The organism is Allorhizobium sp. DMC15 (assembly GCF_056314065.1).
The window spans coordinates 1,562,081-1,584,101 of the sequence record NZ_JBQUZB010000001.1 but is presented as its reverse complement, the minus strand read 5'-3'; the positions used below and the strand labels follow the sequence as shown (position 1 = coordinate 1,584,101).

General features: G+C 61.8%; 25 protein-coding genes and 1 tRNA gene. 15 read left to right on the top strand and 11 right to left on the bottom strand.

Annotation, left to right across the window (positions count from 1 at the left end; all coding sequences use genetic code 11):
- Positions 1 to 89 precede the first annotated feature (89 nt).
- The 6 genes from rplM to ACT53S_RS07805 all read left to right on the top strand — a co-directional run bounded on the left by rplM (position 90) and on the right by ACT53S_RS07805 (position 4,466).
- Positions 90 to 554: a 50S ribosomal protein L13 gene (gene rplM / locus ACT53S_RS07830; RefSeq protein ID WP_113378150.1), complete on the top strand. Its 465-nt coding sequence runs from the start codon at positions 90 to 92 to the stop codon at positions 552 to 554.
- Between the two features lie 2 nt (positions 555 to 556).
- On the top strand, positions 557 to 1,021 hold the full coding sequence (gene rpsI, locus ACT53S_RS07825) for a 30S ribosomal protein S9 (protein WP_113378149.1): 465 nt from the start codon (positions 557 to 559) through the stop codon (positions 1,019 to 1,021).
- A gap of 135 nt (positions 1,022 to 1,156) precedes the next feature.
- Complete coding sequence (gene speB / locus ACT53S_RS07820) at positions 1,157 to 2,110, top strand: agmatinase (RefSeq protein WP_476066518.1); 954 nt, start codon at positions 1,157 to 1,159, stop codon at positions 2,108 to 2,110.
- 68 nt (positions 2,111 to 2,178) lie between these two features.
- Complete coding sequence (gene argC, locus ACT53S_RS07815; RefSeq protein ID WP_476066517.1) at positions 2,179 to 3,111, top strand: N-acetyl-gamma-glutamyl-phosphate reductase; 933 nt, start codon at positions 2,179 to 2,181, stop codon at positions 3,109 to 3,111.
- A gap of 31 nt (positions 3,112 to 3,142) precedes the next feature.
- On the top strand, positions 3,143 to 3,532 hold the full coding sequence (locus tag ACT53S_RS07810) for a VOC family protein (protein ID WP_476066516.1): 390 nt from the start codon (positions 3,143 to 3,145) through the stop codon (positions 3,530 to 3,532).
- 103 nt (positions 3,533 to 3,635) lie between these two features.
- Positions 3,636 to 4,466 (top strand): DODA-type extradiol aromatic ring-opening family dioxygenase, encoded by an 831-nt coding sequence (locus ACT53S_RS07805; RefSeq protein ID WP_476066515.1) that lies wholly within the window; start codon positions 3,636 to 3,638, stop codon positions 4,464 to 4,466.
- A gap of 1 nt (position 4,467) precedes the next feature.
- Here ACT53S_RS07805 and ACT53S_RS07800 read toward each other — a convergent pair whose 3' ends face one another.
- On the bottom strand, positions 4,468 to 5,571 hold the full coding sequence (locus ACT53S_RS07800; protein ID WP_476066514.1) for a COX15/CtaA family protein: 1,104 nt from the start codon (positions 5,569 to 5,571) through the stop codon (positions 4,468 to 4,470).
- Positions 5,572 to 5,691: 120 nt separating this feature from the next.
- Here ACT53S_RS07800 and ACT53S_RS07795 point away from each other — a divergent pair, with 120 nt between their 5' ends.
- Complete coding sequence (locus tag ACT53S_RS07795) at positions 5,692 to 5,901, top strand: DUF2842 domain-containing protein (RefSeq protein WP_142069591.1); 210 nt, start codon at positions 5,692 to 5,694, stop codon at positions 5,899 to 5,901.
- A gap of 126 nt (positions 5,902 to 6,027) precedes the next feature.
- Positions 6,028 to 7,314, top strand: coding sequence for a GNAT family N-acetyltransferase (locus tag ACT53S_RS07790; protein WP_476066513.1), 1,287 nt, complete (start codon positions 6,028 to 6,030; stop codon positions 7,312 to 7,314).
- Positions 7,315 to 7,329: 15 nt separating this feature from the next.
- On the opposite strand, the gene ACT53S_RS07785 is transcribed toward ACT53S_RS07790, so the two are convergent.
- The gene (locus ACT53S_RS07785; protein WP_476066512.1) at positions 7,330 to 9,555 is read right to left on the bottom strand and encodes an exopolysaccharide transport family protein; all 2,226 of its coding nucleotides are present in this window, start codon (positions 9,553 to 9,555) and stop codon (positions 7,330 to 7,332) included.
- Between the two features lie 196 nt (positions 9,556 to 9,751).
- Here ACT53S_RS07785 and ACT53S_RS07780 point away from each other — a divergent pair, with 196 nt between their 5' ends.
- The 6 genes from ACT53S_RS07780 to ACT53S_RS07755 all read left to right on the top strand — a co-directional run bounded on the left by ACT53S_RS07780 (position 9,752) and on the right by ACT53S_RS07755 (position 14,987).
- Positions 9,752 to 10,327, top strand: coding sequence for a polysaccharide biosynthesis/export family protein (locus ACT53S_RS07780; protein ID WP_113378141.1), 576 nt, complete (start codon positions 9,752 to 9,754; stop codon positions 10,325 to 10,327).
- Positions 10,328 to 10,330: 3 nt separating this feature from the next.
- On the top strand, positions 10,331 to 11,476 hold the full coding sequence (locus ACT53S_RS07775) for a glycosyltransferase family 4 protein (protein ID WP_476066511.1): 1,146 nt from the start codon (positions 10,331 to 10,333) through the stop codon (positions 11,474 to 11,476).
- A 111-nt stretch (positions 11,477 to 11,587) separates the two neighbouring features.
- Positions 11,588 to 13,147: an undecaprenyl-phosphate glucose phosphotransferase gene (locus ACT53S_RS07770; protein ID WP_476066510.1), complete on the top strand. Its 1,560-nt coding sequence runs from the start codon at positions 11,588 to 11,590 to the stop codon at positions 13,145 to 13,147.
- Positions 13,148 to 13,182: 35 nt separating this feature from the next.
- The gene (locus tag ACT53S_RS07765; RefSeq protein ID WP_476066661.1) at positions 13,183 to 14,424 is read left to right on the top strand and encodes an O-antigen ligase family protein; all 1,242 of its coding nucleotides are present in this window, start codon (positions 13,183 to 13,185) and stop codon (positions 14,422 to 14,424) included.
- 43 nt (positions 14,425 to 14,467) lie between these two features.
- The gene (locus ACT53S_RS07760; protein WP_476066509.1) at positions 14,468 to 14,761 is read left to right on the top strand and encodes a hypothetical protein; all 294 of its coding nucleotides are present in this window, start codon (positions 14,468 to 14,470) and stop codon (positions 14,759 to 14,761) included.
- Between the two features lie 76 nt (positions 14,762 to 14,837).
- Entirely contained in the window at positions 14,838 to 14,987 is a 150-nt protein-coding gene (locus ACT53S_RS07755; RefSeq protein WP_174238493.1) for a hypothetical protein, read from the top strand.
- Positions 14,988 to 14,999: 12 nt separating this feature from the next.
- Here ACT53S_RS07755 and ACT53S_RS07750 read toward each other — a convergent pair whose 3' ends face one another.
- The 9 genes from ACT53S_RS07750 to ACT53S_RS07710 all read right to left on the bottom strand — a co-directional run bounded on the left by ACT53S_RS07750 (position 15,000) and on the right by ACT53S_RS07710 (position 21,233).
- Positions 15,000 to 16,079: an extracellular catalytic domain type 1 short-chain-length polyhydroxyalkanoate depolymerase gene (locus tag ACT53S_RS07750; RefSeq protein WP_476066508.1), complete on the bottom strand. Its 1,080-nt coding sequence runs from the start codon at positions 16,077 to 16,079 to the stop codon at positions 15,000 to 15,002.
- A gap of 73 nt (positions 16,080 to 16,152) precedes the next feature.
- Positions 16,153 to 16,229: transfer RNA gene (locus ACT53S_RS07745), tRNA-Pro, on the bottom strand.
- Positions 16,230 to 16,313: 84 nt separating this feature from the next.
- Entirely contained in the window at positions 16,314 to 16,724 is a 411-nt protein-coding gene (locus tag ACT53S_RS07740; protein WP_113378135.1) for a hypothetical protein, read from the bottom strand.
- Between the two features lie 103 nt (positions 16,725 to 16,827).
- Positions 16,828 to 17,358, bottom strand: coding sequence for a MerR family transcriptional regulator (locus tag ACT53S_RS07735; protein ID WP_113378189.1), 531 nt, complete (start codon positions 17,356 to 17,358; stop codon positions 16,828 to 16,830).
- Positions 17,359 to 17,486: 128 nt separating this feature from the next.
- Complete coding sequence (locus tag ACT53S_RS07730) at positions 17,487 to 17,825, bottom strand: integration host factor subunit alpha (protein ID WP_006727522.1); 339 nt, start codon at positions 17,823 to 17,825, stop codon at positions 17,487 to 17,489.
- 108 nt (positions 17,826 to 17,933) lie between these two features.
- The gene (locus ACT53S_RS07725) at positions 17,934 to 18,905 is read right to left on the bottom strand and encodes a beta-ketoacyl-ACP synthase III (RefSeq protein ID WP_476066507.1); all 972 of its coding nucleotides are present in this window, start codon (positions 18,903 to 18,905) and stop codon (positions 17,934 to 17,936) included.
- A 19-nt stretch (positions 18,906 to 18,924) separates the two neighbouring features.
- Positions 18,925 to 19,971: a phosphate acyltransferase PlsX gene (plsX, locus tag ACT53S_RS07720; protein WP_113378133.1), complete on the bottom strand. Its 1,047-nt coding sequence runs from the start codon at positions 19,969 to 19,971 to the stop codon at positions 18,925 to 18,927.
- A gap of 97 nt (positions 19,972 to 20,068) precedes the next feature.
- A complete protein-coding gene (locus tag ACT53S_RS07715) occupies positions 20,069 to 20,632 on the bottom strand; it encodes a YceD family protein (RefSeq protein WP_476066506.1) in 564 nt (187 codons plus the stop codon).
- Positions 20,633 to 20,696: 64 nt separating this feature from the next.
- Complete coding sequence (locus ACT53S_RS07710) at positions 20,697 to 21,233, bottom strand: ubiquinol-cytochrome C chaperone family protein (RefSeq protein ID WP_113378131.1); 537 nt, start codon at positions 21,231 to 21,233, stop codon at positions 20,697 to 20,699.
- Between the two features lie 243 nt (positions 21,234 to 21,476).
- Here ACT53S_RS07710 and ACT53S_RS07705 point away from each other — a divergent pair, with 243 nt between their 5' ends.
- A complete protein-coding gene (locus tag ACT53S_RS07705) occupies positions 21,477 to 21,989 on the top strand; it encodes an outer membrane protein assembly factor BamE (RefSeq protein WP_113378130.1) in 513 nt (170 codons plus the stop codon).
- Positions 21,990 to 22,021: the final 32 nt, after the last annotated feature.

Genomic DNA, 22,021 nt, shown 5'->3' with positions numbered 1-22,021 from the left:
GTTTGTGCCGGCGACGGCACGCATCAAGCAACAAAAAACGCCTGCTGGCCCGTCACGGGTCTGCCAGGATCACACGGAAAGAGACCTCAATGTCTACCTTCGTTCAGAAGCCTGCAGAGGTGGAGAAGAAGTGGATCCTCATCGACGCCGAAGGGCTCGTTGTCGGTCGCCTCGCCACCATCATCGCCACGCACCTGCGCGGCAAGCACAAGGCCACCTACACCCCTCACGTTGATGATGGCGACAATGTCATCGTAATCAACGCCGAGAAGGTTGTCCTCACCGGCAAGAAGTATTCGGACAAGACCTACTACTGGCACACCGGTTATCCGGGTGGCATCAAGGAACGTACTGCCCGCCAGATCATCGAAGGCCGCTTCCCGGAGCGCGTTCTCGAGAAGGCTGTCGAGCGCATGATCCCGCGCGGCCCGCTCGGCCGTCGCCAGATGAAGAACCTGCGCGTCTATGCCGGCTCGAACCATCCGCATGAAGCCCAGCAGCCCGTCGTTCTCGACGTTGCCAAGCTGAACAGCAAGAACACAAGGAGCGCCTAAGTATGGCCGATCTTTCTTCCCTGAAGGACCTTGCCCCGGCACAGGACGCAGCTCCGGCTCACGTCCGCAAGGTCGACTCCCTGGGTCGCTCCTACGCCACCGGCAAGCGCAAGAACGCCGTCGCCCGCGTCTGGGTCAAGCCGGGCACCGGCAAGATCACGATCAACGGCCGCGAATTCCGCACCTACTTCGCCCGTCCGGTCCTGCAGATGATCCTGCAGCAGCCGATCGTCGCAGCTGCCCGTGATGGCCAGTTCGACATCGTCGCGACCGTTCACGGCGGCGGCCTCTCCGGCCAGGCCGGTGCAGTTCGTCACGGTCTCTCGAAGGCCCTCACCTACTTCGAACCGGGCCTTCGCTCGGTTCTGAAGAAGGGCGGCTTCCTGACCCGCGACAGCCGCGTTGTCGAGCGTAAGAAGTACGGCAAGGCCAAGGCCCGTCGTTCGTTCCAGTTCTCCAAGCGTTAATCGCTGGATTACCGGAAACGGAAATCAAGGCGGGGCTTCGGCTCCGCCTTTTTTTTCGTTCAGCCATCTGCTGCGGAGCTTGACCGCGCCAGACCAGCCTATAATTTGATCAAATTTTTCAAGCCGGAGAGGATCATGGCCAGCAGGACGATCGACAACGCATTCACCGCAAAATCTGTGCGCGGGGCTGCGACCGACCCCACCTATGCAGGCGTTCTTTCCTTCATGCGTCGCAAGTATTCGAAGGACCTCTCGGATGTGGATGCCGTGGTCCTCGGCATTCCCTTCGATGCGGCTGTCTCCAATCGGCCGGGCGCGCGTTTCGGGCCTCAGGCGGTCCGGCGCGCCTCGGCGATCTTCGACAACGATCCGCAATACCCCTTTTCGCGCGACCTCTTCGAGCAGATGGCCGTCACTGATTACGGCGACGTGCTCCTGGACTATGGCAATCATCAGAACACCCCTGCCCTGATCGAGCAGGAAGCGGCCAAGATCATCGCATCGGGCGCCTATCTGCTGGGCATCGGCGGCGACCACTTCGTCACCTGGCCACTCCTGAAGGCCCATGCGGCAAAACACGGACCGCTGGCGCTCGTGCATTTCGATGCGCATCAGGACACCTGGGACGACGACGGCCAGCGGATCGACCATGGCTCCTTCGTCTGCCGTGCGGTGCGCGAAGGCGTCATCGATCCGAAGAAGTCGATCCAGATTGGCATCCGCACCCATGCGCCCGAAGACTTCGGCATCAAGATCCTCCATGGCTGGGAGGTCGAAGACATGGGCGCGCAGGCGATCGCCGATGCGATCCTCGCCCATGTCGGCTCGGCTCCGACCTATCTGACCTTCGATATCGACTGCCTGGATCCGGCCTATGCACCGGGCACGGGCACGCCGGTTGCCGGTGGCCCCTCCTCCGCCAAGATCCTGTCGGTGCTGCGCAAGCTTGGACCGCTCGACATCCGGGGCTCTGATATCGTGGAGGTGGCGCCCGCCTACGACCATGCCGACATCACCGCAATTGCCGGTGCGACAGTTGCGATGTATATGCTGGGCCTGCGGGCGGAAAAGCTTGCGACACGCGGCTGACACATTGATTCAGCACATTCATAAACAGAGTCCGCATCCCGAACTAAACCTCTGACAGGACAAGACAAATGGCAGCGAAGATCTTCATCGACGGCGAACATGGCACAACGGGTCTGCAGATCCGCACGCGCCTTGCCGCCCGCCGTGACATCGAGCTCCTGTCCATCCCCGAAGCCGAGCGGCGGAACGAGAAGATGCGCGAGGATCTGCTCAATACCGCCGACATCGCGATCCTCTGCCTGCCCGACGACGCGTCGAAGCAGGCCTATGAGATGACGGCGGCGAACAACAATGTGCGGTTGCTCGATGCCTCCACCGCGTTCCGCGTGCATCCGGATTGGGCCTATGGCTTTGCCGAGATGGACAAGGCGCAGAAGGCCAAGATCCAATCGGCCCGCTATGTATCCAACCCCGGCTGCTATCCGACCGGTGCGATCGGCCTTCTTCGCCCGCTCAGGGCCGCCGGCCTCCTGCCGGACGGTTACCCAGTGTCGGTGAATGCGGTGTCGGGCTATACCGGTGGCGGCAAGCAGATGATCGCCCAGATGGAGGACAAGAACCATCCTGAGCATCTCGCGGCCAACAACTTCCTCTACGGCCTGACGCTCAAGCACAAGCACGTGCCGGAGATGCAGACCCATGGCCTGCTCGACCGCGCGCCGCTCTTTGCCCCGTCCGTCGGTCGCTTCCCTCAAGGCATGATCGTCCAGGTGCCGCTCTTCCTCGGCGATCTTGCTCCGGGTGCCACGATCGAAAGCATTCACGACGCACTCGTCGCTCATTATGCGGGCCAGGACATCGTCACCGTTGTACCACTCGCCGAAAGCGCCAAGCTGCCGCGGATCGATGCGGAAGAGTTGGCGGGCAAGGACACGATGAAACTTTTCGTCTTCGGCACGAGCGGTGGAGCGCATGTCAATCTGGTCGCGCTGCTCGACAATCTCGGCAAGGGCGCGTCGGGTGCTGCCGTGCAAAACATGGACCTGATGCTGTCGGCCTAAGCCGCCGGCAGTCCTTCAAGGAGGGATGCCGATGCTCGACCATATTGGGCTTTCTGTCGCCGATTACGCCAAGGCCAAGGCCTTTTATGATGCGGTCATGCCGACGATCGGCGCATCCTGCGTCATGGCCGTCACGGCGGCAGACACCGGCGGGACCTATGAGGGGGCCGGTTACGGGATCGGCGGGAAGCCGTCCTTCTGGATCGGCACCGGCGGGCGGACGCAAGGGTCTCTGCACATTGCCTTCGTGGCCGAGAGCCGGTCGGCCGTGGATGCCTTTCATGCTGCCGCCCTGGCAGCCGGCGGAACCGACAACGGACCGCCGGGCATTCGGGCGCATTACCATCCGAATTACTACGGCGCCTTCGTCCTGGATCTGGACGGACACAATATCGAGGCTGTCTGCCACAGACCGGCCTGAGCGGCACCATGGGACTGTAGCCAGCTGCTGAACGGTTCGTCAGGCGGACACGCTCTCGTTCGTGACCGAGGACGCTGCTATCATGCACCGAAAGAGAGGTGCCATGACCCAGCCGAAGCGACTTCCCGTCTATTTCATTCCCCATGGTGGCGGTCCTTGGCCCTTCATGGACTTTCCCAAAGACGAACAGGGCAAGGGACCTTGGGACGATCTCGGGACGTTCCTGCGCGGCCTGTCCGACGCGGTGGGACGCCGGCCAAAGGCGATCCTGGTGGTTTCGGGACACTGGGAGGGGGAGCCGGTGCCGACGGTCAGCAGTGCCGAGCGACCCGGCATGCTGTTCGACTATTACAACTTCCCGCCCCACACCTACGAGCTTTCCTATCCTGCCCCCGGCTCGCCGCATCTGGCGGCACGCGCCCGTGCGCTGCTCACGGCAGCAGGGATCGGCAACGCGGAAGATTCAGGCAGGGGTTATGACCACGGCGTCTTTATTCCGCTGATGCTCGCCTATCCGGATGCGGATGTGCCGGTCACCATGATCTCGCTGAAGAGCACGCTCGATGTTGCAAGCCATGTGGCCATCGGCAAGGCGCTCGAACCGTTGCGTGACGAGGACGTCCTGATCGTTGCGTCCGGCATGAGCTACCACAACATGCGGATGTTCCGGCAGGCCGACCCCGCCCATGTCCAGCAGGCGATCCGCTTCGATGCCTGGCTCGAGAAGGCCGTGGACAGCGAGAACGCGGAGGAGCGTACCGCGCGTCTGTCGGGTTGGGATCAGAACCCTGACGCCCGCGCTTGCCATGTGCCCGACCACGACCATCTCGTGCCGCTCTTCGTGGCGTCGGGTGCGGCCGGTGCCGATGCCGGCCGCCGGGTCTTCCAGGGGCATTTCCTCGGCAAGCCGTATTCCGGCTTCCGATTCGGGTAGATCAGTCGCGCACTTCCACCGCAATCGGGCGCGCCCGTTCGCCGTAGAAGCCACGCAGGTGGGCCACCGCGAAGGCGAGCACGATCAGAGCCATGCCCTGATGCGTCAGACCGGCATGCAGAGGCACCTGGGTCACGAGCGTCACAATGCCAACCGTTGCCTGTACGCAGACGAGCCCGAAGAGCAGAACGCCGCGACGGGCATGGGTGGACTGCGGCGCCGCGCGCAGACACTGGATCATATGGGCAAGCGCGATCGCAAACAGCAGGTAGGCGCCGATGCGGTGAATGAATTGCACCGTCTTCGGGTTCTCAAACAGGTTGATCCAGGCCGGCGCCTGCACGAAGAGACCCTGCGGCACCAGCGCGCCGTCCATCAAGGGCCACGTGTTGTAGCTGAAACCGGCATCAAGACCCGCAACGAGGGCGCCGAGATAGATCTGGAAGAAGGTCATGGCAAGCAGGATGCCGGCAACCAGGCGGGCCCGCGGGGAAGGTGACGCGTCCTCGCTGTGGGGGCTGAGGCTGCGCATGATCCAGACACAGCTGGCGAAAATGAAGCAGGCCATCATCAGGTGGGTGGCCAGGCGATACTGGCTCACGTCGACCCGTTCGCTAAGACCCGACGACACCATCCACCAGCCGATGAAGCCCTGCAAACCGCCAAGGGCGAGTACGCCGACAAGCGGGAGGCGCAGACCCGGCTCGATACGACCCTTGATCCAGAAGTAGAGAAGCGGCAGGGCGAAAATCATCCCGATCATGCGGGCAAGCAGGCGATGGGCCCACTCCCACCAGAAGATGTGCTTGAACTCGTCGAGGCTCATGCCCTTGTTGATCTGCTGGTATTCCGGGATCTGGCGATAGAGCTCAAGCTCCTGTTCCCATTCCTCGACGGACAGCGGAGGAATGACGCCATGGATCGGCTTCCACTGCGTGATCGACAAGCCGGAATCGGTGAGCCGTGTTGCGCCCCCCACCAGGACCAGACAGAAGAGCGTGAACACAACCAAACCCAGCCAGATGCGGACGGCGCGTCGATCGGCATCCACCTTGGCAATCTGGGTGCGGATTTGGGTTTCGGTTCCGATCGTCGCAGCTGTCATTCGTCAATCCTCTTTTCGCCCGTTGATTTGCATCACTCCTGTGTGCAAAACAAGCCCGCCGGTTTGCGGCAAGCGGTCGCGTCACAACAGGACGGGCCAGTCCCAACAGAGAGGCGTGCCATGCGGCCAACCCTGCGCTCCTTCATCGGAACGATCGCCATCATCGTCATCGTGCTGCTCTATGCGCTGCTTGCAACGACGATCGCCTCTGCCACCCTCGCCGAGGCGCCCTGGTGGGGCCATCTCCTCTACTTCGTCCTGTCCGGTATTCTCTGGATTGTGCCGGCCATGCTGATCATCAAGTGGATGGCCGGGCCCCGCCGCAAGTAGAGACGCAGGTCGTTTACCGCCCATTTACCCCGTTCGTCATCGCTCAGCCCGCAGAAAGCGCCAATAACCGTTTCTTGCGGAACGGGCGCTACTGTCTATCCGCGCAGGAAACGGACGGAGACCCGGATGCGGGAACTGAGATCGAAGACCATGACAGTCTTTGCGGGAGGCATGGCAAGCCAGAGCTCCGCCTTGCCGGCCGCATCCAGCCATCCGGTTGCGGCCAGAACCGACGGTGACCTCGGGCTCATCATCACCGTTCATTCGGATATGCGCAGCGTGGAGCGCGCGTGGCGACTGCTGGAAGCCGACCCGTGGAACTCCATGCATCAGGCTTATGACTGGTGTTATGCCTGGGTCAAAACCCATGGCAATCCGCTTGCCATCGTCGAGGGCCGGCTGGACGGCACGCTCGCATTCATCCTGCCGCTCGAGATCGAGCGGCATGCGACGGTGCGCACGGCACAATTCATCGGCAGCGCCTTTACCAATTACAACAGCGGCCTGTTTTCAGCCGATTTTCGATGCAAGGCCGAACATATTCCGGTCGCAGCCCTTTCGACCGCCCTTGCGCGCGCTCTGGCCGGGCGGGCCGACCTAATCCGGTTGACCCATGTTCCGCTCGACTGGCGTGGCGAGCCGCATCCGTTTGCCGCCTTGCCAAAGGTGCGCAACCAGAACCCCGCCTTCCAGCTCGCCCTGGGGCATGACATGGATGCCACCATCGCTCCTCTGAATGCCAAGGCCCGCCGCAAGAAATTCCGGTCGCAGGTGCGCAAGCTGGAGGCTGTGGGCGGCTTCGACCATATTCGTGCGACAAGCGAGGCCGACAAGGCTGCCCTTCTCGACACCTTCTTCCGGCAGAAAGCGGCACGCTTCGAAGCGCAAGGCCTGCCGAATGTCTTCCAGGCGGCCGAGACGCAAGCCTTCTTTCACATGGCGCTTGAGATGGAACGCGGCGGGACGGACGTGCCTCTGGAACTCCACGCCCTCAGGCTCAAGGGAGACCACGAGGGCAAGATAGCCGCCGTTTCAGGCTTATCGCGCAAGGGCGATCACGTCATTTGCCAGTTCGGGTCGATCGACGACACGCTGGTGCCGGAGGCCAGCCCGGGTGAACTTCTGTTCTGGCTCATGATCGAGCGCGCGGCCCTCACGGGCGCGAGCCTCTTCGACTTCGGCATCGGCGATCAGGACTACAAACGCAGATGGTGCCGCAACGAGACCCTGCATCACGATCTGATGCTGGCGATCACACCGCGGGGACACCTGGCCGAACAGGCGCTGAGAACATTGACCAGAGCAAAAACGGCAATCAAGAACAATGCGGCGCTGTATTCGCTGATTCAGCGGATCCGGGCCTGGGGCACGAAGCCCCCTGCCCCGTCCGAGCCGGCGAATGACGGCGACTGACGCCAATCGCCGTGTTCAGGCCGCGCGGCGGCGTGGTCCGTCATTTGCGGTGCGGACCGACATGAGCACCAGATCATCATAACCGACCTCCTGGAAAGCGCGCATGATATCAGCCAGTTCTCGCGCGTCGGGTTCCGGCGCCGAGAGGATGATTTCGTGTTGGCCGTTTCGGCTGAGACGAGCGAGCCCCTCAGGCTGGGCCGGCCCACATTCGACAAGAACGAGATCATAGGCATCAGCCAATGCATCAACGATCATCGTCAGCCGATCGGCACCGCGCATGGCCTGACGCACATCGGCATTGCCCTGCGGGATGATATCAGCGGACGAATTGCGGTCCGGGTGGATGCAGTCGGCGAAGGCGGCATCTCCGGTCAGAAGATCGGTGATGCCGGGGAGATCCGCCAAGGCGGTCATCCACTGGCTCGGGCAGGCAGACCCCGTCATGTCGATCAAGACGACGCGCCGCCCGCGACCGGCGACTTCTCGTGCCAGTGCCACGGTTCCAGCCGAGCCATCATCGCCGGATGGGGAGATCGCAAAGGCAGCGCGCGTGCCCTGCTCCAGCAGGTAGTCGGCAACGGAGGCGGCAGAAAACTCATCCTCCACGTTCTCGCCCTGCGCTTCTTCCGCCTCATGCGATTCCACGTCCGCCCCGGCCGGGTCAAGGTCGCTGGCTACGGGGAGATCGAGCAGGCTCGCGGGCTTTTCGCGAAGAGTGGACGGCGCCATGACGGCGGCAGGCGCGATGTCGTCGGCAAGATCTGCGACCGCAGCCCTTTGCATGTCTTCGTCAGTGAATGCTTCGTCTTGCTCGTTCTCACGCGCAGGGACACCAGACGCCGGCCGCAAGGCACGACCGCTGAAGAGTTCCATCAGCATGACGACGACACAGGAGAGAATGAATGTAGCGAGGGCCGAGACAATGGTCATCGGCAGGATCTTCGGGAAACTCGGCTCCTGCGGCGGCACCGCGCGTGAGATCACACGGGCATCGGCCGGGCTCGAATCCTTGTCCAGGCGCGAAGAGGCCTCACGGTAGCGGGCAAGATAGGTTTCCAGCAGCTGGCGCTGGGCCGCCGCTTCCCGCTCCAGGGATTTGAGGCCCACCTCGTCTTCTCCCGCCCGGGCGGTATCAGCCTTGACGCCGTTCATCTGCGCGATCAGTTGCGTTTCGCGTTCGCGCGCAACGGCCGCCTCGTTTTCCAGGCCGGCCGCGACCTTCAAGGCTTCGGAACGGATCTGTTCGCGCAGGCCTGCAAGCTGAGCGCGCAGCGATTTCATCTGCGGATGGCCGTCGAGCAGCGTGGTCGACAGGTCAGAGATCTGGGCCTGAACCTGCGATTCGGCGGCCCTGAGGCGCTGCACGGATTCGGACCGGGTGATGGCATCCAGCGTGTCGGTCGGCTTTCCGGCCTTGATCATCGCGCGCAATGTTTCGGCGGTTGCTTCGGCATTGGCGCGTTCACCGCGCACCCGGGCCAATTCCGTCGAGATGTCGGAGAGCTGCTTGCTGCTGAAGGATTGATCCGAGCCGAGCGACATGAGACCGGCCCTCGAGCGATACTCAGCAACCTTCTGTTCGGCCTCCCGAACCTTCTCGCGCAGGTTGGCAATCTCGGTCTCCAACCAGCGCACGGCCTCGGAGTTGCTGTCGAGTTTGGCACCGCTCTGCAGGGACCGATAGACATCGGCCATCGCATTCGGAACATCGGCCGCCAGCTGCGGGTCCTTGGAGGAAAATTCGATCCCGATGACCCGCGATTTCTCCACCTGGTAGACGGAGAGCTTTTCCTTGAACGCCTTCAGGACTCGCTCTTCCGGCGCGAGTTCCAGCGGGTTCTTCTTCAAACCGAAAAGAACAAGAAAATCTGTCAGCGCCGACGGGCTGGATTCCGGGTCGAATTCGGACCGTTCGTGTAACTTCAAGTCACGCGCCACCTGCTTCATCAGGTCGATCGACTGTAGCAGCTGAACCTGACTGGCGACATTCAGTTCGTCCGGCATGGGCTCGACGGTCGAGGCATTCGGGCCGGAGGCAGAAAAGCTCGGTTCCCGCGGCTCGATGAGCAACATCGCGTCACTCTTGTAGGTTGGTGCAATTGCATGGGCGCCGACAAAAGCCAGCACGCCGACAAGAGCCGTTGCGGTAAGGATGGTTCCTTTCCGCTGCCAGACGGCGCGGAAAAACTGCGCGAGGTCGATATCGACGTCCTGCTGATCTCGGTCCAAACTCGGCATAACACACTCCCGGGGGCTTAATCCCGGCAAACGTAAAGGATCATGGTAACTCAAGGGTTAATTGCAACCAGAACACCCCGGAACTCCACTCTACTTGCCTGGCGCGAGAAGAAGCATTGGTCGTTTACCGGGCATTAACCCTAATCGTTCGATAACGAACCATAAGAAATGGGTTCAGTCGGGAGCGCGATTGCGCATGGCCATGGTCGGGAAACACGCGATACTTCTGCTCGCCGGCGCATTTGTGTCTGCCGGACTGGCGGGTTGCGCCGGTTATCGTCCTGCTCCGAAGGTTTTTCACGAAGCGACCATCCAGCCCTATCGTCTGGACAGCGGCGACCGACTGCGCGTCACCGTCTTCGAACAGCCGAGCCTCACCAACACCTATACGGTCGATCAGGCGGGTTACATCGCCTTCCCGCTCGTGGGCCAGGTGGCCGCACGCGGCGCGACCCTGACGCAGCTTGAAGGCGTGATCGCCCAGAAGCTCAAGCAGGGTTACCTGCGCGACCCAGACGTGACGATCGAGATCGATCGCTATCGCTCGATCTTTGTCATGGGCGAAGTGGGCCAGCCCGGCCAGTACGCCTATGTGCCGGGCATGACCATTCTCAACGCCATCGCTGTTTCCGGCGGCTTTACCGGTCGCTCCAACCAGCGAGATGTCGACGTGACGCGCAAGATCAACGGCCAGATCATCACCGGTCGCGTGCCGATCACCGATCCGATCCTTGCAGGCGACACCATTTACGTTCGCGAACGGCTTTTCTAATCAATGCCAGAAAAGCGGCCCCTGCGCATCGTGCACTGTTTCCGATCCCCGGTGGGCGGGATCTTCCGCCATGTGCGGGACCTCGCCGAACACCATAGCCGCGCCGGGCATCAGGTCGGCATCGTCTGCGACAGTTCAACGGGCAGCGAGCACGAAGACAAACTGTTCGCGCAGATCATGCCGCATCTTGCCCTCGGCCTCGAACGTCTGCCGATTCGTCGTTCAGTCGGTATCGAGGATCTCGCTGCGCTGAAGCGCTGTTACAATCATATCAAGGCATTGCAGCCTGACATCTTGCACGGACACGGCGCCAAGGGCGGTGTGGTCGCGCGGGTCATCGGCTCGATCCTGCGGGTTCAAAGGTATCGCGTGGCCCGCCTCTATTCCCCCCATGGCGGGAGCCTGCACTTCCGCCCCCGCACGCTGTCGGGAGAAACGGTCTTCATGGCCGAACGCGTCCTGGAGCGAGCCACCGAAGCTATCTCTTTCGTGTGCGACCACGAGCGTCAGACCTATGAGGCCAAGATCGGCAGGCCGAGCTGTGATGCCGTGCGGATCTACAACGGCATCAGCGAGCGTGACTTTGGCGCCGTTCCCGCCCCGGCCGGCGGTGCCAACTTCCTCTATATCGGCATGCTGCGTGATATGAAGGGGCCCGACGTCTTCATCGAGGCCTTTGCCGAGGTTGAACGGCGCCTTGGTCGCCCGCTGAAAGGGCATATCATCGGCGATGGCCCGGACGAGGCAAAGTATCGGGAGATGTTGCGGCAAAAGGGGCTTTCGGACCGCCTCGTAATGTCGCCGGCCATGCCGGTGCGCTCAGCATTCGCGCTCGGCGATATCATCGTCATTCCATCACGTGCCGAGGCCATGCCTTACATCGTGCTTGAGGCGCTGGCTGCCCAGAAGCCCGTCATCGCGTCTCGGGTTGGGGGCATACCGGAGGTTCTGGGTGCCGACAGCGCGGCCCTGGTCGAGCCGGGAAACTCGGCAGCCCTGGCGCAGGTCATGGCGACGGCACTGACCTCGCCCGACTGGGCACACCGCACAATGCCGCCGCAGGACAGCTTCCAATCCCGCTTTTCCGCTTCGGTCATGGCAGCGCAAGTGGAAGATCTCTACCGTCGGGAGCTCGCCGCCCTTCAATAGCGAAGCGATTTGTGCCCGAATGGCACAGCTTCACCTGCGGCAGAGGGATCGCTAAAGCGTTTCTTAGGACCTTGCGGTTAATCTTCGCGCACCCATGTGCGAGGGACCACGATGAACAAGGTCGACAAACCGGACGCTTTCGATCTCGAAGCGCTCCGCCGCAGACCGGCAATGAATGCCGATGGCACGTCACAGGCCCAGGGCAGCGAGCCCCGGGCGGAGGTGAGCGCCCTCGCGCGCCAGATCGCCAGCCAGTATGCCGTCGCCAACTACTCGCCCTCGATCGTTATCGGGCAGTTGCGGTTTCTGGAGTTTTTCAGCCTTTTCGCGATCTCGCTTGCCGCCAACTACTTCATGGCACTGCAACCGGATGCCCATTTCGTTCTGAGCGCGGTGAGCGGCGCGGGCGCTGCCCTGCTCGCCCTTTTGATGATGCAGGCGAGTGACTGCTACCACGTGTCGATCCTGCGCGCACCGATGCGCTCCATCGCGCGCGTTCTCATCAGCTGGACGGTGGCCGTTGCTCTCGCCTCGCTCGCCACCCTGCTTTTCGGCGACCTGGACGCCAGATATCCGAGTACGCTCGCCGTCTGGTTCGCTTCCGGCGGCGCCTTTCTTGTCATCGAGCGAAACCTGATCGGCTTTGCCATCCGCCGCTGGGGGCGCAACGGCGTGATGGAACGGCGTGCCGTCATTGTCGGCGGCGGCAAGCCTGCCAAGGACCTGATCCGCGCGCTGGAACAGCAACCGGAAAACGACATCCGCATCTGCGGCATCTTCGACGACCGCAATTCGCAGCGCTCTCCGGATGTGGTTGCCGGCTATCCCAAGCTCGGCAACGTGGCGGAACTGGTCGAGTTCGCGCGGCTTGCGCATATCGACATGCTGATCATCTCGCTGCCCCTCAGCGCCGAAGCCCGCATCATGGAGCTTCTGCGCATGCTCTGGGTGCTGCCGGTCGACGTGCGGCTCGCAGCGCATTCCAACAACCTGCGCTTCCGCCCCCGCTCCTACTCGCATGTCGGCGCTGTGCCGCTGCTCGACATCCTGGACAAGCCGATCCGCGACTGGGATTCAGTCGCCAAGCGCGCCTTCGACATCGTCTTCAGCCTGCTGGCGCTGGCATTGCTTTGGCCGGTCTTCATCGCCACCGCCATCGCCGTCAAGGCGACCTCGAAAGGACCGGTCTTCTTCGTGCAGAAGCGGCACGGCTTCAACAACGAAGTCATCAATGTTCTGAAGTTCCGCTCGATGTATACGGAGATGAGCGACCCAACGGCGAAGAATGCGGTCACCAAGAACGATCCGCGCGTGACAAAGGTCGGGCGGTTCATCCGCAAGACCTCGATCGACGAGTTGCCGCAGATCTTCAACGTGCTGCGGGGCGATCTTTCCCTGGTCGGTCCGCGTCCGCATGCCGTGCTCGGCCAGACCCGCGACAAGACCTATGGCGAGATCGTCGAAGGCTACTTCGCCCGCCATCGGGTGAAGCCCGGCGTGACCGGATGGGCGCAGATCAACGGCTGGCGCGGTGAAATCGACACGGACGAGAAGATCAAGTTCCGCACGGCCTTCGATCTCTATTACATCGAGAACTGGTCGCTGCTCTTCGACCTCAAGATCCTGTTCCTGACGCCGATCAAGCTGCTCAACACGGAAAATGCCTATTGAGTTCGCTCGCCCAACAAAGCCCCGCCCTCCCCCGGATGCAGGTTGCCGCCCTGCAGATGGTCGTGTCGTGGGTGCTGGGTTTCGGCGTGTTCCTTTCGGGCTTCGTGATTTCCGAGCCAGCGCCTTATGAAGTGCTGATGGTCGGACAGGTTGCCCTCTGGTTCCTGTTCGGATTGCGCATCTCACGCACCGTCGCGCCGCTGCTTGCCCTGCTGCTCGCCTTCAACATCGGCGGCATGCTGGCACTCACGGTCATGAACGAGATCCTGACCGAGCAATTCCTCTATGTCTTCGTCTCCGTCTTTCTCGCGCTGACAGCCGTCTTCTATGCCGCCGTGATAGAGGATCGCCATCAGCGGCTCGTCCTGATCTTCCGGGCCTGGGTGGCAGCCGCCATCCTCACCGGCATGCTCGGCATCCTGGGCTATTTCCACGCCTTTCCGGGTGCTGAATCCTTCACCCGCTATGATCGCGCCATGGGCGCCTTCCAGGACCCGAACGTCTTCGGCCCCTTCCTTGTGGCCCCCATGCTCTATCTTCTCCATGGCCTGCTGAAAGGGAAGCTTGCCGAGGCACCGCTGCGCCTGATCGGCATTCTGATCATCGCCTTTGCCGTCTTTCTCTCCTTCTCGCGCGCCGCCTGGGGCCTCTTTCTGTTTGCCGCCGTGGCCCTGGTCTTCATCATGCTCCTCAAGGAGCGGAGCAACGCCTTTCGCCTGAAGATCCTGATGTTGTCGGTCTTCGCCGTGGGCGTGATGGTCATGGCGCTCGTCGTCGCGCTGCAGTTCGAGAAGGTGCGCGACCTGTTCCAGGCCCGCACGCAGCTGGTGCAGGATTACGACGGCGGACATCTCGGACGCTTCGAGCGCCACCGGATCGGCTTCCAGATGGCGATGGAACGGCCACTTGGCATCGGTCCGATGATGTTTGGCAAAATCTTCCCCGAAGACGAGCACAACATCTGGCTCAAGTCGCTGATGACCTATGGCTGGATCGGCTTCATTTCCTATATCTCGCTGGTCGCCTGGACGTTTGCGATGGGCTTCCGCTACCTCTTGCGGGACCGACCCTGGCAGCCTTATCTGATGATCGCCTGGATCGTGCTCGTCGGCCACATGCTGATCGGCAATGTCATCGACACCGACCATTGGCGGCACTTTTATCTGGTGCTGGGTATCGTCTGGGGGTGCTGCGCCCTCGAACATCGCCACCAGAGGGCGATGCGACGCAGCTTTGTATCTACCGCTCAGGCAAACCCGCCTGCGGGCCGCACCTGACCTTGAGCCTTGAAGCTTCGCTCGGCTGCGCCATATCCATTTCATGATCACGCCCGCCCAGATACGCGCCGCCCGCGCGATGCTCGACCTCACCATCGAAGGCCTCTCGCAGGAAAGCGGGATAGCGGCCCTGCTCATCCTGCAGATCGAATCCGGCAGTGGCTATGATGCGACGCCTGCCGACCATGCTGCCTTGAGGCGGGCACTCGAAAGGCTGGGTCTCATCTTTCTGGAAACAGGTGAAGCGGGGCTAGGAGGCGCCGGTCTCAGACTCGCACAGGCCGATCACCAGGAGGGCATGCGGCCTGAAGAGCTCAATTCCACCAACAATGATTGAGAGTTTCTAATACCTCGTTGGAACAATATCCGAGCTTACGGCTTACCTGCCTGATAACACCAGACAGGAGACTTTCATGAGCCGGAACAATGGCCTCTACTTGATTATCGGTGCCCTCGTCGTTGCCGTCATCGGACTGGGCATCTACGTCTATCAGGAGGAGAGCAAGCCGGATGGCGTCGAACTCCGCATCGGTGAAAACGGCGTCTCTGTCGAGCAGAACTGAGCTGGCGTACGTTCACACGGGCCGGACAAAAGTGTCGTAGAACTGCTTGGGGGCGCTGTTGGCGCCCTCCAGCATATAGGGCTGACCACCGGCCGCGCCTCTGCGAAAAGGCACGGGCAGACCGTGATCGAGAGTGTCGATGATGCGATAGTCGACCAGGACTCTGCCCCGCTCATCCTTCCAGACAATAGCGCGTCCATCCGTGACAGGAAGCGGCAGCCCACCAGAGGGATGAAGGCCGTAGACATCAAGCCACTGGGCGAGCGTCGCCTCAGCATTGGCGACGGTGACCACGCTATCGAGACGGCCATGCCAGATGGAAATTGCGGGCCGGTTGGTCTCGCCCCCTTCCCGCACAGCGCGCACCAGGTTTCCCCATTCCTGCGCACTGCGACGGGCACCAGACTTCATCACATGGAGGGCCGACATCGCATCACGCGCCGCGCCATAGGGCAACCCGCCGACGATCTGTCCGGCGGCGAAAAGATCCGGATAGGTGGCCAGCAAGGCGCCGGCCATGGCTCCGCCGGCGGATAGGCCTTGCAGGAATATCCGGCTCTGCGGAATATTGTGGCGGTGTGCCGCATGCTCGATCATCTGCCGGATCGACATAAGCTCCCCCCGATCGCGGGCGACCGAACTCGGGCGGAACCAGTTAAAACAGAGGTTCTGGTTGTTCTGCTTGGTCTGCTCGGGATAAAGCAGCACGAATCCCTTCTCGCGGGCCATCCGACTCCAGCCACTGCCCTTGTCGTACTGAACGGCCGTTTGCAGGCAACCGTGCAGCACAACCACGAGAGATGGTGGTTCCCTCCTCAGCGGCGGCACGAATTCCAGCATGCGCAAGCGTCCAGGATTGCTCCCGAAGCCGTGGACCTCGACCAGCGCAGTGCGGGACGGCGCCGCGCGTTTTCTCGCTTTCGGCGTCGCCTTGGGCTGGTCAGCCAAGCCAATGAGCGGAAACGTATCCTTGACCAACTTGCGCCAGCGGCGCTGGCCCTTCAGGAGGGCAGAAAAAGGATTTTTGAAGCGCATGGAGGCGTCTCTTTCGGCAGCGGTCAACTTGAATGTAATGCTGCGGCGCAACAACACCAACACACCGGACGAAATTCCGGCTGTCCCGGTGAGGAAGAAAGAAATTTTGCTGGGATATCAAGGAAGAGATTGGTCGGGGCGGCGGGATTCGAACCCACGACCCCTTGACCCCCAGTCAAGTGCGCTACCGGGCTGCGCTACGCCCCGACCTGCCTATAAGGCACGTTCCCTTTAGACAGTCATCCCAGTCGGCGCAAGGGGAAAGTCACGTGCGACACAAATTTCCTCTCGTCATTTCAAGCGCTGCATCAGGGCCCGGACCTCTTCGAAACGCCGGCGGTCCTCCGGCTCTTCGCTGTCAGCCGCATAGCAGGTGGAATCCATGCAAAATCGGGTGACCATCAGCGGGCCTTCAGCGCTGTCGAACTGGCATTCGATCTCGTCTGTGATGTCGGCCGCTTCGGCATCCATCCGGCTGGAATAAGTCAGCCGCGCACCGGGCGGCGTCAGCTCGGGAAAGGACTGAACGACCCCGACCTTCAGATCCTTCACCATCAGCATGCTCTTGGCCACGAAGACGCAGGCATCTTCGACCGTCTGCGGACGGGAAGCCGCCTCGCCGGCCGCGCGGGGGGCTGGAGAGGGCGTCTGAGCCAGTGCGGGGGTGGCGACGAGAAAGACGGCGGCAATCAAACGTTTCATGGGACCTCACGCGGTTGGTGATGGTCCCTCAACGTGCAGGCGCTGTCCCGGTTCCCTTGCGGAACAGGAAGAGTGCGCGGTAGCGTCGTGCAGGCCGGCGGGCTCAGCGCACCTGGTCAAGCAGGCGCTTGCACTCGAGGAGGTCGAAGAGCGCCTCCTGCAGAAGTGCGCGGTCTTCCTTGGCAATTGACCCTTTGCCGACGGAAATCTCCGACGCATCGTCTGCCGAGCCGCCGAAGCCGAAGAAGCGGCCGCTGGCGCGTATCTTCGGACGTCCAACGACCTGATCGTCGTCAAGCGCGACCCGCGGCTCTTCCGTCTTCGCCGAACTGGCAGCAACCAGCGCTTCCATCGTGGCGACATCGCCGGCGGCGACCGCCATGACGAACTTGTTGCCGTTGGTCTTCAGGAGTTTTTGCACGCCTTTAATCGTATAGCCCTGATCGTAGAGCAGATGGCGGATGCCCTTCAGCAACTCAACATCATCCGGGCGATAATAACGACGGCCGCCGCCGCGCTTCAGAGGCTTGATCTGCGGAAACCGGGTCTCCCAGAACCGCAGTACATGCTGCGGAAGATCGAGATCGTCGGCAACTTCGCTGATGGTGCGGAAGGCGTCCGGGCTCTTGTCCAACTGCATGACCATGCTCCACGTGCGGTGCGCCAAGGCTTGCGCGACTCGCCCGTCATTTCAACGGTTTGGACCTGAATTTTCAAGCGATCTGTCACGGATGGAGCGACACTCCACCGATTTTGGACGGATCAGGCGGCGGGATTGGCCGGCTTCTGCTTGGCTTTGCGTGCGATATGGGCGCGCAGAATGCGCTGCTTGAGCACATTCGAGGCCTTGAAGGTCATCACCCTGCGCGGCGAGATCGGCACTTCCTCGCCCGTCTTCGGATTACGGCCGATACGCTCGTTCTTGCTGCGCACCTGGAAGGTGGCGAAGGACGACAGCTTGACGGATTCACCCCGAACGATGGCGTTGCAGATCTCATCGATCACGGTTTCGACCAGCTCAGCGGACTCCGTCCGCGAAAGACCGACTTTGCGAAAAACTGATTCTGCCAGATCCGCACGTGTCACTGTCTTTCCGGCCATTGTTCTCGCCCGCCTAAATCAATGATCTTGTTGAATTCGAAAGAACCTATTGTCCTTAAAGGCGACGGTCAAGCTCTTGTTGGTGCCCGACTTTTACTCTTTTTTGGACTACCAGCGCAGGAGAACCGCACCCCAGGTGAAACCACCGCCCATGGCTTCCAGCATCACAAGGTCGCCGGGCTTGATCCGGCCGTCGCCTGCGGCGACCGCCAAAGCGAGCGGTATGGAAGCAGCAGAGGTGTTTCCATGCTGATCGACGGTGATCACCACCTTCTCGTCGGGAATGCCCAGCTTCTTCGCCGAGCCGTCGATAATGCGCTTGTTGGCCTGATGCGGGACCAGCCAGTCGATGTCAGCCGCCGTGGTGCCGGTGGCTTCGAAGGCTGCCTCGATCACATCGGTGATCATGCCGACCGCATGCTTGAAGACTTCGCGGCCTTCCATGCGAAGATGGCCGACCGTCCCGGTGGTGGAGGGACCGCCGTCGACATAAAGCTTCTCGCGATGGGTGCCATCCGAACGGAGGTTGGAGGTCAGGATGCCGCGATCGGCGATCGTACCGTTCCCTTCCTGCCCTTCGAGGACCAGCGCGCCCGCGCCGTCGCCGAAGAGGACGCAGGTGGTGCGGTCGTTCCAGTCGAGGATGCGGGAGAAGGTTTCCGCGCCGATCACGAGCACGCGCTTTGCCATGCCGCCGCGGATGTAGAGGTCGGCCGTTGCCATGGCATAGACAAAGCCCGAGCAGACGGCCTGCACGTCGAAGGCAAAGCCGTGGTTCATCCCGAGCCGGTTCTGGATGTTGACGGCGGTTGCCGGAAAGGTGTTGTCGGGTGTCGAGGTGGCACAGATGATGAGGTCGATATCCTGTGCCGTCAGACCGGCGCGCTCCAGCGCCTGCGTTGCGGCGGCGGCGCCTAGAGAGGCCGTCGTTTCGCCCTCGCCCGCGATGTAACGCTGGCGAATGCCGGTGCGCTGGACGATCCACTCGTCAGAGGTTTCGACCATGCTTTCGAGGTCGCGATTGGTCACCACCCGTTTCGGGAGCGACGCTCCGAAACCGCGAACTACTGAACGGATCATCGTGTTTCCTGCCTTGTCGTCACGCTGCTTCGGGGCCCGCCGGAGACGGCTGCCGCGCGTGATATTTCTTCAAATCGTTTTCGATCTTCTGTGTGAGGCCATTGCGGGCCATGTCATAGCCAACGTCGACGGCCGCCGCAAAGCCTTCGGCATCTGTGCCGCCATGGCTCTTGATGACGATGCCGTTCAGGCCGAGGAAGACGCCGCCATTGACCTTGCGCGGATCCATCTTCTCGCGCAGGCGATCGAAGGCGCCCTTGGCGAGGATGTAGCCCAGCTTGGCCATCCAGGTGCGGGACATGGCGGCGCGCAGATATTCGGCGATCTGCTTGGCGGTGCCCTCGGCGGTCTTCAGGGCGATGTTGCCGGTAAAACCTTCGGTGACGACGACGTCGACCGTGCCTTTGCCGAGATCGTCACCTTCGACGAAGCCGAAATAATCGATGGTATCCAGGCCCGCTTCGCGGATCAGGCGACCGGCCTCCTTGACCTCTTCCTGGCCCTTGATCTCTTCGACACCGACATTCAAAAGGCCGACCAGCGGCTTTTCGATCTCGAAGAGAGCACGCGCCATGGCGCCGCCCATGACGGCGAAGTCCAACAATTGCTGCGCATCGGCGCCGATGCCAGCGCCGACGTCGAGCACGATGCTCTCACCGGAAAGGGTCGGCCAGATGGCGGCAATGGCGGGGCGTTCGATCGTCGCCATGGTCCTCAGGCAGAACTTGGCCATGGCCATCAATGCGCCGGTGTTGCCGGCGGAGACCGCGACATCGGCCTGACCGGTCTTCACCGCCTCGATCGCGCGCCACATGCTGGAGACGTAACGCCCGCGGCGCAGAGCCTGGCTGGGCTTTTCGTCCATGCCAACGGCGACTTCGCAATGGTGGAAGACGGATTTTTCCTTGAGCTTTGGGAACTGCGCCAAGATCGGCAGGCAGCGTTCCTGCTGGCCGTAGAGGAGGAAGGTGACTTCCGGGTGACGCTCCAGTGCCTTGGCCGCTCCGGGGATCGTGACTTCCGGACCGAAGTCGCCGCCCATGACGTCGAGAGAAATTCTGATCACTTAAACCTGACCCTTCCTGATCGCTGGCCAGCGAAATTTCGGTCAAAATACCGCTTTTCAATGACGGTACAACCCACCCACGGGCGCAGATGGGGGATCATCGATCCTTTTTCCAGTCTTTGAGCACGGCAAACGGGGAAGGCTTCTTCTCTTCCTCGACCTCGTTTTCAATGTGACCGTCGAACTGGACCCCTGGCTTTTTCGGATAAGGATCAATTCCGAGAGCCGCGAACTCGGCAATCAGCGCTCCTGCATCGATCGTGTCTCCCACGAATGGCTCCGGCAGATCGGGACCATCCGGGTCGAGCACCATTTCGCCGGCCCCATCGAGCACGATGCGGGCGAGCTTCGATCCTTCGGGCACGAAGATCTGGTCTATCTCCTGCTCAATGGTCGAAACCACCGGCTCGAGCGTGACAACGCAGGCCTGAACGATCTCACCGGACACTTGGCCCTTGATGCGCACGCCGTCCTTCTTCCAGCGGGCAATCTGGAGATCTGCAGACAGTCGGTTGACCGCCTCGACATCCCAGAGCGCCGCCAGGCCCGCCCGCTCGCGCTCGTCGGCCTCGACATGGACCTGAACGGGATTGGCGGAAACGTGACCGACCTTCACCCGATAGCTGAATTCGGTGACTTCTTCAGTATTCTTGTCATTCATTGGATCATCCTCTGTCCGTTGCCGGCGGCCTGTGCGGGCGATCGCCGCCTGGCCCTCCGAGGCCTCACATTGCGGGCACGGCAATCCGGGCCATGCCGGTTTCGATCTCTGCCTCGTCGACGGAGCTCAGCGCCTGTTCCGCCGCAAACATCCAGTCCGCCAGGCGCCGCATGTCCGGGACCGGCGATGATTCCGGATGCAGATTGCGGGCAAGAGCGGCCGTGAGTGCATCCCGATCGCCCTTGTCGAGCGCGGCCGCATAGGATTCCAGCCGCCCGTAATACATGCCGGCAAGCTTCTTCATGCGCTTTGGCACACCGGGGTCGCCGACGCCGAGTTCGCGGATCGAGTGATCGACATCCTCGAAGAAGGCATCAATGATGTTTTGCGCGATCTCCTGGCCGCTACGCTTGGAACGCGCCGTGCGGCGAAAATAGAGAATCAGCATGATGGTGAGCATTTCGAACCGACCCATCACGGTGTCGGGCGCGTTCATGTCGAGGTAGAATGCAGGGGTGCGCGCGGCCGATGTCAGCACGGCATATTGCCGCTCGACTATCGCCCTGTTGTTTCTTTTCTGACGGAAGAAACCGAATACCATTCAATTCCACCAAAAAGAGTCGACCGATGGCCCGGGCCCGGTCGCCCTCATGTTGCATGATTGCGAAAGCTGGTTTACCGAAGCAGACGTGAATTGCAATGCCGTTCTCCCCTCGCCCTGCCGCTTGCATCGGCAAAGTGATGGGAAAGAAGGCAGCGCCAGCCATTGGGCTGCCCTTCCCCGGAAAGGCCACAATGCTGTGCGCAGAAGCGACCCGACATCCTCAGGATGTTGCCGACAGTCATGGGAGACGCGTGCGTGGACATTCGGATTTTTAGAGCGGACAGGAAGCTGATGAACTCGACTGCCGTGGTTCTCGCTCTTGCCCTGGCCGGATTATCCGGCTGCCAGACCGCCGAAGTGTTCCACAACGGCTATGTCGTCGATCAGGCGGCACTGGACCTGGTGCCGGTCGGCTCCAGCCGCGAACAGGTGCTGCTGTCGCTCGGCACACCGTCGACGACTGCGACCTTCGACGGCGAGGTCTTCTACTATATATCCCAGAAGCGCACCCGCTCGGTTGCTTTCATGAAGCAGAAGCTGGTCGAACAGCAGATCCTGGCGATCTATTTCGACAAGGACGGCATCGTCACACAGGAAGCGAACTACACGCTGAAGGACGGCAAGGTCTTCGATACGATCTCGCGCACGACACCGACCGGTGGCCGCGATCTCACCTTCCTGCAGCAGCTGCTGTCCGGCGGCGGCGGTGCGGCAAACAGCGTCAAGAACATTCTGGGTGGGATGGGCAACTAAGCCTCCTGTCCAGACCGGGAAGAAAGAAACCG